Genomic DNA, 14,859 nt, shown 5'->3' on the forward strand with positions numbered 1-14,859 from the left:
TTAAAAACGCAGTTTAGTCACCAGTTGCTCACCTAACTGGACGTTATTTGCAGAACCAGTTAATGCTTCACGTGTATCACTAATCAAGGCTTCCATACCGCTTTGGATCGTGTGTGAATGGCTTAATTGCTGTTGAACCTGACTGATTGTTTGTTCAACTAAACTTGAGCTTGAATTAGCTTGTGATACTAACTCTTGTAAACTCTGCATTGTCACCGTCGCAATATCCACACTGTCATCAATAATACTGGTTACTTGTTTTTGTTTATTGATGATCGCGGCCGAAATATCCATGATTTTTTTCATTTCACCTTGGATCTGATCGGCTGATTGGTTTGCGGTATTGGCAAGTGCACGTACTTCATCGGCAACCACGGCAAAACCACGGCCATGTTCACCCGCACGTGCCGCTTCAATCGCGGCATTTAACGCCAATAGGTTAGTTTGATCGGCAATGCCTTTGATTGAGTCAACTAATTGACCAATGTTCTTATTGTTCTCGTCTAGGTTCGCCAGCAAAATGGTGAACTCAGCAATGAATTTAGCAGAGTCGGTAATGTTGCCTGTTAGTTCTTGAAGTTGTTGAATACCTGTCTGAGAGATACTTGCTGTGTTTTGCGCAGAGCTGAAAGAGTCATTAGAAAGACTTTCAATGCCTTTTGATTGTTCCATAAAGCCCTGAACTAAATCAAAACTTTGTTCAATGTTACCTAATCTTTTCGCCGATGAGGTATTTACCTGTTGTGCATTTTTAGTGATTTCTTGAGCAATAGACAGTGCGCCACTGCTCTGTAATTGTTCTAACATATTGGCTTTACTTTGCAGTGCTGCTAAGTTTGTTTCTGAGATGAGAACTTGTCCGAGAGGGACTTTATTTGAGTTGAAAAAGTTAAACATAGCTTAAATCTGCCTTATTCTGGTCGTTTATAATTTGTAGCGGCAAATTTTGCTTCCGCTGAATACTGTTAAGCAATAATTAGACCGTAATATTAAAAATATAATATTTTTGTTATTAATTATACAGTTATTTTTTGTTGTTACCGTTTAATGACGAATCAGGGTGTCACATTGATTACCACCGAATAGGTAAATAGTATCGGTAAAGAGTGGAACAAGTATTGCTGTAGATATTATCGGCAGCCTGCGCTATTTGTTTAGCGCTATTTGTTTAGAGATAAGGTGCTACGTGTTTAATGATATGTGGTTCAGCCGTTATAATATTAACCGTGATGTCGTATGGATATTTGTGCAAAGCTATCGACATTTATAAAAAGTTAAGTATATTGTGCACAAGTCAATTAAGAGAGGTTACCCTGATGTCAGAATTTAATGAAGAGACGATGTTACACTTAGATAATCAGGTCTGTTTTGCTTTATACAGTGCAACGAATGCAATGGTACGAGCATACCGCCCAATGTTAACAGCGCTTGATCTTACTTACCCGCAATACTTAGCTATGCTGGTATTTTGGCAGCAAGATGAAATTAGCGTGAAAGTATTAGGGGAACAATTACACCTAGATTCCGGTACGTTAACGCCCTTGTTAAAACGCTTGGAATTGAAAGGTTTGATTCGTCGTGAGCGCAGTAAAGAGGACGAGCGTGCGCGCATATTATGTTTAACGGACGCAGGAATGGCATTGAAAATTCAGGCGAAAGATATACCAATAACGATGTTTTGTCAGGCGGGTTTGCCAAAAGATGAATTATTGATGATGAAAGCCAGTTGTGAAGCATTATTGAGTAATTTAACGGATTAGTACTTTTAAAATAGGGGGATGAATACTCACTGATTTACCTGGTGGTACGCCGTGTAATAGAGCCGTCGCGGAAATGGTCGGAGACCGAAATGTCAAGGTTATTTCTGGTGCTAATTTATCTATGTTAGCGGGTAGTGAAATGTTACAGTTGGCCGATTAAAATCGTAACCTTGTTGGCCGAAAACGTTAGCTTTATCGCTAATACTTTTCGGCAAAATATTGGTTGAGTGCCTGTTGCCATTCTGAACTTTGACGAATATTCAGCAGAGCACGGTTTAACTGCTCGGTGTAAGGGCTATTATCTTTAATCGCTAAACCATAATTTTGTTTTTCAAATTGATAAGGTAATACTGATATTTGCTGATAACGTCCTTGCTGTTTTGCAAGTTTCAGCTTGTACTTTAAAACCGCATCATCATCAACAATCGCGTCAATTTCCCCGTCATTAAGCGCGCTGAGCATATCATCAAGGCTGGTAAACGTCTGATGTATTATACCTAAACTCTCCAGATAAATAGACGATGTGGTTGAGACTTTGGTGCCGACATTAAGCTTGATCAGATCATAAGGACTTTTTATATCCGTATTGAGCAATCCCAAGGTAAAGGTACTGGCTAACATCGCGGTAATACTGGCAATAAATAAGGTGGATGCAATGGCTAAAAATACCGTCAATACCCGTCCACTCAAGGTTTTAAATTCAAAATAGTTGAAGGGACCTTTGGTGATGAATAACAGACCAAGAATAAAGGCTTCTAATAACTGGGCCCCGGTGGATGGCATTGAATACAGTTTATGATTAACCTTATGTTCGAGCAGGTAAAATATCCAGCCGATAAGCCCAGCACAGATAAGAATAATGCCAACAACAAGTAATAATGTAGTATTGGTGATGATATTGATAAAAGCAGCGAGGTAACCTTTTTGTTTTACTGCAATGGCCAGATGTGTCTCATAAAATGAGTGTGAAAAATCCATGCGTAATTCACGTTCAGGTGTGATCGTAATACAGGATATACCCACTTCTATACTGCCATTCTCAACCGCTTCTAATAAGCCCTGTAACGTGTAATCTTGCATCTCATATTGTAGATCGATACTGTCGGCGATGCGTTCCCACAATAAAATACTCAGTCCTGTGCTGGTGGGTTGTGGTCGGCCATTGTCTTGTATACTCATTACAAAAGGCGGACAATGATAACTGCCGACGTTAATGACGGTTCTGCTGAGGTTATTAACTGAACTGCTTATATTAACAAGGGAACTACTATAGCTATACGATGCCATACTGTATAAATAACAAAATACACACAGTTTTATGAGTGAGCGTAAAAGTGGCGGCATAACAATCCTTAATGTTTGGTCAAAAGCGCAGTGTTAAACTCTGTCAAAGGTCAGATGTATACTTCAAGATGCCTTCGTTCGGCTTGCCCTGCTCGTCTCTGATATAGCCTCTTGAAGTAACTTGGGTATATATTGTTATTAGCTTATTAGTTTAGTGGAAAACGGAAAAAGGTTTATTAATATGAAGTTTAAATTACCAGCATCTTTATTGTTAACTGGGTTGTTAAGCGGGCTACTCATCGGCTGTACCAGCACAAGCCAAAGTGCAGCTGAAACGAATGATACTAGTACTCATTATGATGAAAGTGCTAACACTGTTGCCGTTAAAATGGAAACATATTGGATTGCGCCTGAACGTGTTGCTTGTCAGGGTATCGCGCCGATGCAGTGCTTGGTGGTGAATAAAGTGGTGGATGGTAAAACCAGTGAATGGCAGTTCTTTTATAATAATATTGCCGGTTTTGAATATGTGCCGGGTTCGTTTTATAAATTATCGGTAGAGACGGCTGAAGTTAAGAATCCGGCGGCGGATGCCTCAAGAATATCGTACAAGCTGATTGACGAAATAGATAAAGCGCCGCGACATTATTTAGATAACACCATGTTAACCGAGAGCCGCAAGTGGAATTTAAAGCAACTTACTGGTCTGAAAGGTATTAACCCGCAAGCGTTCCCACAACCGGCCAATATTACCATTGCTGGAGATGGTTTCTCGGGCTTTGCTGGCTGTAATAATATGTTTGGCCAGATCAAGCATTTGTTTGAAGCAACAGATTTGAATAATTCATTACTCAAATTAGGTCCTATTGGTTCAACGCTAATGGCCTGTGCAGATCCAAAGGCCAATGCGGTAGAGCAAAAACTACATCAAACACTTGGTATGGTGAATGCTTTGCAGGTAGAGTGGCCATTTTTGAATATGTATCAAAATGATGAATTGTTGATCCAGTTTGTCGCTGAGGACTGGGACTAGATCATTTAGTGCTTAGCGGACCTTACCTGTAAGATTGCTAGGCTATATTAAGCGCTATGCGCTCGATTAACTTTATGTCACGACTAAATTGCACTGCAAGTAATTGTGTATCAGCTTCCCAACGCATTACTGTTGTCGGTATCACATCGGTAAAATAATTGTCAAACTTAATGATGATGTGTTCACCAATGCTAAATTGACTTTCGGTTTGAACTTTCGCTAACATCCCTGATTTTGAGATATTTATTACTTGAACAGGGATTTTGAAAAAATCAAATAAACCGAGTTTATCTACATATAATAGCGGATACGGGGCCCAATAATTATAGCGCGTGTGGTCACGATTTAGCTTGAATGATAGATCTTTGGTTACGCTGAACATGCTATATCCGTATATATTTGCAAAAACGCAAATTGGGTGTTCTAGATTTATCCAATATAGCTTAAACGCATAAATTATCCTAATTAACAGATTGTAAAAATAAGCTTTTCTGGTTTTCGTCATTGATCTTAATCAAGTGAGGCAGAATGTTTGTTGTACTTAATGCTGTTCTTCATTAAAATACTAATACTAATACTAATACGAATTGTTACTATTAAGGTGTTTTTAACTGTGTCACAAATTCTCATCGTCGATGATGATATACCACTATGTGAATTATTAACTGAAGTATTAGTCGAAGATGGCTACCAGGTGCATAGCGTACACTGCGGTGAAAGTGCGCTCGATTATATGCAGGCTAAACCTGTTGATTTGGTATTGCTTGATGTGATGTTGCCCAATATTAATGGTTTGCAAGTGGCTAGGCGTATCTGTCAACGTTTTGCGACGCCGATTTTAATGCTAACGGCACTCGCGGATGAAAGTGCGATGCTGGATTGTTTGCAGGCTGGGGCTGATCAGTATATTGCTAAACCGTACAGCGTGCCGGAATTATTAACCCGTATTCAAGTGATGTTACGTCGTGTTGGTCTAGAAAAGCAAAGACAAAACTTGGGTGGCGATAGTTCTATTCTTATGCAGTTATCGCGCTTGTCATTGACTGGAACCGAAGCTGAATTACTTGAGTACCTGGTTTCACGCCATGAAATTGTGGTATCGAAAGCTGAATTGCAGAAACAAGTATTAAAGAAAGATTTATGTCCATTTGATCGTAATTTAGATATGCATATTAGTAATATTCGCCGCAAAATGGTGCAATCTGGTCTGTCTAAATTACATATCAAAACGGTACGCGGTAAAGGTTATAGCTTTTTTGAGCACGTAGGAAGCATGGCTGTATGAATCTAGCTTGTGTAAAAGCGGCAAGGCAGTTGTTTTTTTTAGGTGATCGTCAAGGACTGGCATTTCGTTTATTCAGTTATTTTGCCATTACGTTGGTATTGATCCTTAGCTTACAAAGTATTGCTGAAATGGCGTTAGTACGGGTACTGTTACAGCTACCCGCCACCGTTAAAACGGAAATGTTAGATCTTGCCGAACAGGCTAATCGGTTACTTGACAGTAAAGACAGTGAAGGGAATGTCGACCGACCTAAACTGGCAGAATGGGAGATGACGCAATCTAGCTATTTATTTGTACTTAACGATAACCTTGAAGAAGTGAGTACGCGTGTTATGCACCCACACTTTAAGTTTAAATTACGCTATATTCGTCCGCTTAATACCATTTTAGAGAATAAAGTGAATAAGCCCGTCATTGCATTACCGCTACGGCCTGGTTATCAGTTAATCGTACAGTTTTCTGATAAGCAGCATCCTGCCCATAATTTCCCTTATTATTTTGCTGCGATCCAATTTGTGATCACTAGTATATTACTCGCCATTTTTTCATTACTGCTTGCGCGGCATTTACAGCAGCCCTTGCATCGTTTACAAGCTGCGAGTCGCGGTTTGGCTGAAGGTAATTTTAGTATTCGGGTATCTCATAAAGTCGGTAATAGTGTGACTGAGTTTAATCAGCTGGCACAAGATCTAGATTATATGGCAGAACGCATTCATGATTTAATTGCGAAGCAGAAAAATTGATCACGGATGTATCGCATGAGCTAAGAACACCGTTAGCAAGGCATAGTTTGATCCTACATTTATTACGCAAACGTTGTCCTGATGACGTCAGTGATTTATTAGATAAACTTGATAATGAATCAGCCGAAATGAATAACCTAGTGAGTGAGATCCTTGAATTTAGTCGTTTAGAGCATGAAAGTTTATCGGTTAACTTAGTGCCGACACAGCTTGAATCCTTGTGTCAGATCCAAGTGATGCAAAATGAAATAGATTTAAAACCGCAACAATCACTGCGAGTCGAGCTGGATAATGCGACGCCTATGGTACTTGCTGATAATCGCTTATGTTTAAGATCGATTAAAAATGTGTTTGATAATGCCATTAAGTATGCGGGGGAGAATGCCGCTATCGTATTAACTGTTAGCCAACAAGACCAATATGTTGAAGTAACTATTGCTGATGATGGCATCGGTATTCCTACACAGCAGTTAGAGCGTGTCTTTGATCCGTTTGTACGTATTGAGCAAGCGAGAAATAAACAGTCTGGTGGTTACGGACTGGGGCTTGCCATTGTAAAGGAAGCGATGCTGATCATGCGTGGTGAAGCGGTTGCGGAACTTAATGTAAATAATGGCGTCACGGTAAAACTACGATTCCCTATTCAATAATAGCGATTAATCACTAAAGTTTTATGAATACGGCTTATTTCATATTGAAATGAGCCGTTTTTATGTGCGCGACTGCTTAATAAGCATCCTATCTATGTGTTTCATTAAAATTTACATTTGCTACAAATGCAAAGAATGTAAATTTGATGCAAATGGTAATGATTATCAATTAATCTTCTGTTCATCAAGTCGACCTACAGCAGTAGGCTAACGTTTAATTTAATGAAAAAATGAATCGGAGATAACGGAATATGTTTTGTAAAACTCGATTAGCTGTCGTGATCGCGACGGTACTTGCAGCGCCTGGTGCTTATTCTACTGAAACGGTAGAAACAGATGAGCACATGGAAGTTGTAGGTCGTGATTATGGTTTTAAAGTTGATACTAATAGTACTGCAATGCGTGTTGAAGCAACACAGCTTGAAACACCGGGACAAGTCACGGTTATTGACGAACAGCTAATTGATGAGCAAAGAGCAAGCACACTCGGTAATGTACTTAAAAATGATTCAAGTATTTCTTCTGGTAAGACTGATCGTAACCGTGAATCATTCAAGCTACGTGGTTTTGATTTACAAAGTAGCAGTGGTTTCCTACGTGATGGTAAGCAGCATTGGTCGCACTACCGTCAACCAATTGAACTACTCGAGCGCGTTGAAATACTTAAAGGCCCTGCAGGTCTACTTTACGGTAAATCAGCGCCTGGTGGCCTCGTAAACATGGTGGCTAAAAAACCAACTTACGAAACCCAAATTAATATTAGCCAAGATTTAGGCTCTAACAATGATTCACGTACCACTGCGGATATCAGTGGTTCATTAAATGATGACCAAACTTTACGTGCCCGTGCGATTGTGTCTAAGCAGAGCTACGACTCATGGCGTACATACAGCGATGGTAGTACACCGTCGACTGAACGTTTTGTTGGTGGTCTATTTGTTGATTATGACTTAAATGACAAAGTAACTTTATCATTACATTACGATAAGACTAATGATAACGGTAGTGTTGATTCAGGTGCGTATATTGTTGATGGTAAGCCAGTTTTGGGTGAAGAGCACATCTGGGATGCACAATGGTCAACGATTGAAAATGACGTTGAAAATGCTGGTTTCGATATTGCGGCACAATTATCTGACAACTGGGCTCTTAAGGTAGGTTATAACCACCAAGATTTCAGACGTAATGATGTTGAAACTCGCACAACAGCTAGAAGTTATAATTCTACAAATGGCACTGTTACTTACAAGGGGTTCGATCGTCGAGATCACTGGGTATTTAATACCGCATTCATCGACCTTGTTGGTGAATTTGATGCGCTAGGTATGCAGCATCAAACATTGGTCGGTGCAAACTGGTTAGGTTATTACTATTCGGGAGTTACTTACAGTGGCAATTCAACGATTGGTGTTATTGGTGACCCGTTTAAAAAGGATATTAATTATTCAAAAGCTCTTCGTATTAGTTTAACTGAACGTGACTCTTACGGTATTTATGTTCAAGATATGGTGACTGTTAACGACCAATGGCAAGTGCTTGCTGGATTACGCTTTGACCGTGAAGTAAATAAAGATAATACACATAACAATGTACTTCCAAAATTAGGACTGATTTATCATCCGAAAGAAAATGGTTCGATTTATGCGACTTACTCAGAAAGCTTTGAGCCGAAAGATCCTATTAATGATGTAGACGATATTAACAATGGTACGGAGTTAGACCCTGTTAAGGGTAAGCTATATGAGATTGGTTCGAAATGGGAACTAATGGATAACCAGCTGTTTGTATCGGGTGCAATCTTCGATATTACTCAAGAGAACATCGTTATCTCTCAAGATACTGATAATAATCCTGGTAATCCGGACGAAACTGAAACAACACAAGCAGGTAAGCAAGTTCACCGTGGTGTTGAATTTAATGCGATGGGTTATGTAACTGAAGCATTCTCGCTAAGCGGTTCTATGACTTACTTAGATGCGACGATTCATGATGAATTCAAACCTGAACGTGATGGTAATCGTCCAGCTGACGTAGCTGAGTTCTCTGCAAGTGTTTGGACTCGTTACTCTTTTGCTAACAACACCGATGTAAACTTAGGTGCTATCTATGTTGGCGAACGTTTCGGTAATGTAGAAAATACTTATAAGAAAGATGCTTACACACGTTTTGATACCGGTATTGCGCACACCATTAATTACGATAAAGACATGGACCTAGTATTACGTTTCAACATCGAAAACTTGTTTGATACGGATTACTTGGCCGGTGGTGGTGACAAAAATACTGTATTAGGTGAAGGTCGTAATTACATGGCTTCAATCCAATTACGTTATTAATAACATAATCTAAGCCTTCATAAACAGCAATAATCGACTCTTTATTCCATAGATGTCGGTTATTGCTTTTTGTGGTTTTATTCCTTTTAAATTTAACTCGAATGTTGATTAATTATGCTTTTAAATAAATCTTACTCTCTGATACTCGTTGCTGCACTTAGCTGTATCACGTTTAGCCATGTCGTGTCTGCGCAAGCTAATGATAGTGCACAAGCTAATAACAGTGCCCAAGCAATGAATAACGCCCAAGCCCTGACGCAAAAAATGAATAATACTGCAGCCAACAGTCAGCAGAAAATTGATAAGAGTGCAGATCGTACTTTAAGCATGCAAGCAGAAATAGAACGCCTGCAGGAAGAAGTCGACAACTTAGCGGTATATCGCGACCATCTTGCTAAATTAGTTAACAATCAAAACCAAGAGTTAGATAGCTTGGACGAACAATTACAAGGTATTCAAACTACCCGCCAAGGCATAGTACCACTCATGTACAAAATGCTGGCTGGGTTAGATGAGATTATTAATACCGGTAAACCGATTAAAAAACAGCTGCGCCTAGCACGCCTAGAAAAATTAAACGTCATGATGGGCCTGGCGAATGTCAGCGATGCTGAAAAGTACCGCCGTATTTTAGAAGCCTATCAAATCGAGATTGATTACGGCACTAAGTTGGGCGTGTACCAAAGCGAGATTGCATTGGCGTCATTGGGTCAATCTATCACGGTAGACTTGTTACACCTTGGCCGTATTGCATTTGTTGCGCGTAGTTTAGATAGCCAAAATTATTGGCAGTGGCATGACCAACGTCAGCTATGGGTAACGATTTCTGAACAAACAAATGATATCGATAAAGCCTTCAAAATGGCTAATAAACAAATTGCACCCAGTTTAATATCTCTTCCTGTGACCACTGCGCAACGTGTAGGTAATACTCAATGAAACCATTTTTAACAAAAACATTGCTATTAAGCGCGCTCACCCTTAGTGCATTTCCACTGTCGGCTAATGATGCACAGGCTGCCGGTGCGCCTGACAATGACGCACAAGTTGTAAGTGAAAAATTACTCTACGACACCAAGCAAGATAATAAACAGCTGACAACAGCGTTAAAACAGCGTGAGGCAGGCTTTCAATTAACAGAAAAAGAAATTAAACAGCAGCGTCGGGCGTTATTAACGAAACAACGTCAACTGCAACATGAAACTGCAACGTTAAGCCAACAGTTTACGCGCAACGAAGAAGCGTTAACGAAGTTAGAAACACGGCTACGTTTAGAAACAGGTAGTTTAGGTGAATTGTTTGGTGTTGTGCGTCAATCGGCGAAACAGTTAAGTAGTGAAATTAAGACCTCAGTTACGGCTATTGATAGTGCGACGTTTGCACCGATTGTGAGCGATGTGGTCGCAGCAAGAACGTTACCGTCAATGGTGCAACTAACCGGGTTATGGTCAGCATTAGCAGAGCAAATTAAAGCCAGTGGTGAAGTCAAAACGGTGAATGTTGCTGTGATTGATGGCGCAGGGCAATTAGCAGATAAGCAAGCCGTACGATTAGGCAGTATTGGTCTTGTGGATGAACACGGTTATTTAGTTTGGGATGGACAAAAGCAAACGGCGACAGCATATCGAAAGCAACCAGAAAATGGACCAATAGCGGCTAATCTAGTTAACCCTGATGCTGCAGGTAATGTTGTGGTACTCGACCCATCACGTGGTGTGATGCTAGCACAATTGGAAAATACCCCAACGCTAAAAGACCGTTTAGAGAATGGCGGCACTGTCGGTTATGTGATTATTTCCTTGCTGGTGGTTGGTTTATTGATTGCACTGATACAAGGCATGAAATTAGTCATTACACGTCGTCAAATAAAACAACAACTAGCCAACCCAAGTCACATTGGTGACAACCCATTAGGTCGCATTTTACAAGTATACGTAGACAGTCATATAAAGTCGGCATTGCATAACAGTACTGAAGCGTTAGAGCTGCGCTTGATGGAAGTTGTTATTGATGAGCAGCAAGGTTTAGAGAAAGGTTTGTCGATGCTGAAATTACTGGCTGCGCTTGCACCTATGCTGGGGCTACTGGGAACGGTAACCGGCATGATTGAAACCTTCCAAGTGATCACGCAGTTTGGTAATGGCGATCCAAAAGTAATGGCTGGTGGCATTTCAATGGCGTTGATCACCACGGTATTAGGCTTAGTTGCTGCAATGCCGTTGTTACTTGCGCATAACATACTGAGTACGCAAGCCGATAATATTCGCGATATTTTAGAAAAACAAGGCATTAGCTTAGTTGCGCAGGAAGCTGAAAAACTAGCTATTGCAGCCGTTAATGATACTAACGTGACTCCTCTTACACAGCAAGTAGGCTAAGCGATGCATTTTGATATAACGTCAGTTGATTGGCTTGTCAGCGTCAATCAATTTATGCAACAGGGGGGACCAATACTGTATTGGCTTGCCGCTGTTGTTATGTTGTGTTGGTTTTGCGTGATGGAACGGTTGTTGTATTTGTATTGCTATTTTCCTGCCCTGCAACGTGACTTGTTAGCACGTTGGCAAGCACGTTCAGAGCAAGGCTCATGGCATGCTCAAGCGATTCGTGGAGGTTGGTTGTTACAGGCACAGCAAGCATTACAGCAAAACCTCAGTTTTCTGAAAGTGCTGGTGGCTATTTGCCCTATGTTAGGCTTGTTAGGCACAGTAACAGGCATGATCAGTGTGTTTGATGTAATGGCAACACTCGGCAGTAGTGAACCTAAGTTAATGGCTGCAGGGATTTCGTTAGCAACCTTGCCTACAATGGCAGGCATGGTTGCAGCACTTGCAGGTATGTTTGCGCATGCACGTTTAACCAAGGCTTGTGATACACGCTATAGCAGATTAGAAAAATTATTAAGACCATCTATTTAATAAGACTTTTTATGAAGGAATACATATGAGATTTAATCATCGTTCAGCCGCGCGTGAAGATGCACAAATTGATATGACCTCGATGTTAGATATCGTGTTTATCATGCTGATATTTTTTATTGTGACGAGTTCATTTGTGCGTGAATCGGGGGTGGAAGTTAATCGCCCGCAGGCCAGCAATGTGGTTAGCCAAGCGGGTGCGGGTATCTTTATTGGCATTACCGCTAACAATGATATTTATATTGATAAACGCATGGTTGATGTAGAGCGTGTTCAAGCAACATTAGAGCACTTGTTATTGTCTCAACCTGATGCCTCTTTGGTTATTCAAGCAGATGAACATGCGTTTAATGGCACCGTGGTTAAAGTCATGGATGCAGCAAACGGTGCGGGTGTTAAAGGTATCGCATTGGCGGTGGAGAAGTCTTAATGTTACGTTTTTTACTGGCTGTACCGCTGGCTTTGGCGATGACATTAGCTTTGTTTACGTTAATGGCGTGGATGGTGGATAACGGCAACACTGGCAAGCCGGAAGCATCGGCTGCGCAAGCGTTTGATATTGTTATGGTCGAGCAAGAGCGTGATATTAATCGTCGTCAGCGGGATTTGCCGGAACTGCCAAAAAAGTCGCCGCCACCCACAGACCGCGTACCTGTCGCAAGTTCAAAGGTAAAAGCCTTGGTATTACCCGATATGTCTGTAGTCGGTATCGATATGGCAGTCATCGGCGTTGAAATCGGCTTGCCAGTGATTGGTGAGTTTAGCGCAAATCAACAAGCGATGCCCTTGTATCGTGTTGAACCGCGCTATCCATCAAGCGCATTGAAACAAGGTGCCCAGGGCTGGGTTAAACTGTCATTCACCATTGATACTCTGGGTCGTCCGGTTGATATCAAAATATTGGCAGCAAAGCCAAGACGTTTATTTGAGAAGGCAGCGGTGAAAGCATTACGAAAATGGAAGTACCAACCCAAATTGACTGAGGGGAAAGCGACCATGCAAGTTAACCAGACTGTTACCTTGGAGTTTAAATTAGAACGATGAAGTTAGACTATTTAACTATTTATAATACCAAGCTAACTGTTTATAAGACAAAGCTAATTGTGTATAAAGCCAAGCTAACCATATACAAAGCCAATGTCAGCAAACTAAAAAGTGCGTTGCTGTTCGCTTTGTTGTGTTGGTTTACCTCATCAGCCTATGCGAATCCGCCACAGTTAACGCAGTTTATTGCCGGTAAGATCCAAGCCGCACAGGCTTTACAACAGCAAGAACGCTATGGGGATGCGATTGAGTTGTTAACTGAACTCACCCCGAGACAAGCGTACGACCAAGCTTTTGTACAACGCGTGTTAGGTATATTTCATTGGCAGCAAGAAAATACCGACCAAGCGGTAAAGTACTTAACACTGGCCGTTGAAAGTCAGTTATTACCGACAGAACAGACTTGGATGACGCAACGAATGGTGGCGGATATCTTACTTAGTCAGCAAAAGTACCAACAAGCCTTGCCGCATTACTATGTTCTTGTGAACAAAAAAATATCGAGTATTAAGTTAAAAGAATTTACGGAACTGTGGCTACGTATCGCGCAAACCCATTATCAGCTTCGTGAATGGGACAAGGTACTCATTGCTGTGCGTTCATATGAAGGGATAAATACGCAAGGTGACCAAGTTCAGGCGCTAAATCTACAATTGACGGCACAATCACAACTGCAACGCTGGCCTGCTGCTATTGATACCTTAGACCGCATCATTGCCGTAGAGCCCGATAAGCTATTATGGTGGCAGCAACTTGCTGGTTTACAATTACGAGTTTCACAGCCACAAGCGGCATTAACCACTTTAATTTTAGCGCAACGTCAAGGGCTTGAGTTAAGTGTACAAGAGTATCGTACGTTGGCACAGTTATATGCACAACAAGGTATACCTGAACAAGCTGCTCGTGAGTTAGGCTTATTAGCGGCCAATATTACGGACAATGATGAGCGTCAGAAACTATTAGCGGAACAAGCGCAATATTGGCAGATGGCGAAAGAGTGGAATAAGGCGATTGACACATGGCGCGATGTTATTGCCTTGTCTACAGGTGATGCAGCGGAATATCGCTGGCTGCTCGCACAACTATTGTTACAGCAGGGACATTATGAGTTGGCTCTGCTGGAGTTGAATCATCATCAAATTAAGCAAGGTAAAAGTAACAAGGAGCAAGCAGCAATCGAGTTAGCCAAAGTTCGATCTTACTATAAACTTGAGCAATTTGACCGTGCGATCACCCATGCAAAGTTAGCTCAGTATCTTTCGCCCTCGGCGAGTGCAAAAGGCTGGCTTAAGTATTTACAACAAGTACGTAAAATACATAGTTAGTACCCACTATAACTATGCCTCGTTAAGACTATTATTTAAGTAATGGTTCTATTTATGCGTTAATGTCTTAACTTTTTAGTAAAGCGAGTAATGCCATTTCAATCAGTTGGGTATCATTTAATTGCTTATATTTGTCTTGTTGTTTAAGGGCTTCAAGCATGTTTTTGTGGGTTTTACTGAGTTTTAAGTAATGGCTATTAGCATCGAGCGCCGTTAAATTTTGTGTTTGCAGTGATTCAGTAATCACGCGTAAATAACTCGGGCGTAGATGGGCTGTTAATATTTCCAAGTACGCGCCTGGCGCCATGCCTTGGTATTCTGTTACTGCGATCTGTATATCTAGAGACACGTTATTGTCGCTAAATATTTCATCGAGTTGTTTGGTGGCAATATCAGCAGTGACTTTACGGCTGAGTTTACGGGCCTCATCATTAGACATGATTGGTGTTGTAGAAATAATGTTAGCTTGAGTCACTGAAAT

General features: G+C 40.9%; 17 protein-coding genes. 13 read left to right on the top strand and 4 right to left on the bottom strand.

Annotation, left to right across the window (positions count from 1 at the left end; genetic code table 11):
- On the bottom strand, positions 1–897 hold the full coding sequence (locus HRT96_RS17665; protein WP_293159350.1) for a methyl-accepting chemotaxis protein: 897 nt from the start codon (positions 895–897) through the stop codon (positions 1–3).
- A 419-nt stretch (positions 898–1,316) separates the two neighbouring features.
- Between HRT96_RS17665 and HRT96_RS17670 the strand changes: the two genes are divergently transcribed.
- Positions 1,317–1,760 (top strand): MarR family transcriptional regulator, encoded by a 444-nt coding sequence (locus HRT96_RS17670; protein WP_293159352.1) that lies wholly within the window; start codon positions 1,317–1,319, stop codon positions 1,758–1,760.
- Between the two features lie 22 nt (positions 1,761–1,782).
- Complete coding sequence (locus HRT96_RS22010) at positions 1,783–1,920, top strand: hypothetical protein (protein WP_366052165.1); 138 nt, start codon at positions 1,783–1,785, stop codon at positions 1,918–1,920.
- A 38-nt stretch (positions 1,921–1,958) separates the two neighbouring features.
- Here the strand turns inward: HRT96_RS22010 and HRT96_RS17675 are convergent, their stop codons facing one another.
- The gene (locus tag HRT96_RS17675) at positions 1,959–3,104 is read right to left on the bottom strand and encodes a transporter substrate-binding domain-containing protein (RefSeq protein WP_293159354.1); all 1,146 of its coding nucleotides are present in this window, start codon (positions 3,102–3,104) and stop codon (positions 1,959–1,961) included.
- Positions 3,105–3,285: 181 nt separating this feature from the next.
- On the opposite strand from HRT96_RS17675, the gene HRT96_RS17680 reads away from it, so the two are divergent.
- A complete protein-coding gene (locus tag HRT96_RS17680) occupies positions 3,286–4,077 on the top strand; it encodes a DUF4377 domain-containing protein (RefSeq protein WP_293159356.1) in 792 nt (263 codons plus the stop codon).
- A gap of 37 nt (positions 4,078–4,114) precedes the next feature.
- Here HRT96_RS17680 and HRT96_RS17685 read toward each other — a convergent pair whose 3' ends face one another.
- Positions 4,115–4,459, bottom strand: coding sequence for a PilZ domain-containing protein (locus tag HRT96_RS17685; protein WP_293159358.1), 345 nt, complete (start codon positions 4,457–4,459; stop codon positions 4,115–4,117).
- Between the two features lie 231 nt (positions 4,460–4,690).
- On the opposite strand from HRT96_RS17685, the gene HRT96_RS17690 reads away from it, so the two are divergent.
- The 10 genes from HRT96_RS17690 (at position 4,691) to HRT96_RS17735 (ending at position 14,378) form a co-directional block, all read left to right on the top strand.
- Positions 4,691–5,362, top strand: coding sequence for a response regulator transcription factor (locus tag HRT96_RS17690; RefSeq protein WP_293159360.1), 672 nt, complete (start codon positions 4,691–4,693; stop codon positions 5,360–5,362).
- Positions 5,359–6,105 (top strand): histidine kinase sensor domain-containing protein, encoded by a 747-nt coding sequence (locus HRT96_RS17695; protein WP_293159362.1) that lies wholly within the window; start codon positions 5,359–5,361, stop codon positions 6,103–6,105. Before HRT96_RS17690 ends, HRT96_RS17695 begins: the two co-directional genes overlap by 4 nt.
- A complete protein-coding gene (locus HRT96_RS17700; protein WP_293159364.1) occupies positions 6,102–6,755 on the top strand; it encodes a HAMP domain-containing sensor histidine kinase in 654 nt (217 codons plus the stop codon). Before HRT96_RS17695 ends, HRT96_RS17700 begins: the two co-directional genes overlap by 4 nt.
- 251 nt (positions 6,756–7,006) lie before the next feature.
- Positions 7,007–9,091: a TonB-dependent siderophore receptor gene (locus HRT96_RS17705; protein ID WP_293159366.1), complete on the top strand. Its 2,085-nt coding sequence runs from the start codon at positions 7,007–7,009 to the stop codon at positions 9,089–9,091.
- Between the two features lie 114 nt (positions 9,092–9,205).
- Positions 9,206–10,030, top strand: coding sequence for a DUF3450 domain-containing protein (locus HRT96_RS17710; RefSeq protein ID WP_293159368.1), 825 nt, complete (start codon positions 9,206–9,208; stop codon positions 10,028–10,030).
- Positions 10,027–11,469, top strand: a complete 1,443-nt coding sequence (locus HRT96_RS17715) for a MotA/TolQ/ExbB proton channel family protein (RefSeq protein WP_293159370.1) — start codon at positions 10,027–10,029, stop codon at positions 11,467–11,469. The genes HRT96_RS17710 and HRT96_RS17715 overlap by 4 nt, the downstream gene beginning before the upstream one ends.
- 3 nt (positions 11,470–11,472) lie before the next feature.
- Positions 11,473–12,009: a MotA/TolQ/ExbB proton channel family protein gene (locus HRT96_RS17720; RefSeq protein ID WP_293159372.1), complete on the top strand. Its 537-nt coding sequence runs from the start codon at positions 11,473–11,475 to the stop codon at positions 12,007–12,009.
- Between the two features lie 25 nt (positions 12,010–12,034).
- On the top strand, positions 12,035–12,439 hold the full coding sequence (locus tag HRT96_RS17725; RefSeq protein WP_293159374.1) for a biopolymer transporter ExbD: 405 nt from the start codon (positions 12,035–12,037) through the stop codon (positions 12,437–12,439).
- Positions 12,439–13,053: an energy transducer TonB gene (locus HRT96_RS17730; protein WP_293159376.1), complete on the top strand. Its 615-nt coding sequence runs from the start codon at positions 12,439–12,441 to the stop codon at positions 13,051–13,053. The genes HRT96_RS17725 and HRT96_RS17730 overlap by 1 nt, the downstream gene beginning before the upstream one ends.
- Positions 13,050–14,378: a tetratricopeptide repeat protein gene (locus HRT96_RS17735; RefSeq protein WP_293159378.1), complete on the top strand. Its 1,329-nt coding sequence runs from the start codon at positions 13,050–13,052 to the stop codon at positions 14,376–14,378. Before HRT96_RS17730 ends, HRT96_RS17735 begins: the two co-directional genes overlap by 4 nt.
- Before the next feature lie 67 nt (positions 14,379–14,445).
- Here HRT96_RS17735 and HRT96_RS17740 read toward each other — a convergent pair whose 3' ends face one another.
- Complete coding sequence (locus HRT96_RS17740; RefSeq protein ID WP_293159380.1) at positions 14,446–14,853, bottom strand: hypothetical protein; 408 nt, start codon at positions 14,851–14,853, stop codon at positions 14,446–14,448.
- Positions 14,854–14,859: the final 6 nt, after the last annotated feature.

The sequence above is a fragment of the Moritella sp. genome, assembly GCF_013215705.1.
GTDB lineage: Bacteria > Pseudomonadota > Gammaproteobacteria > Enterobacterales > Moritellaceae > Moritella.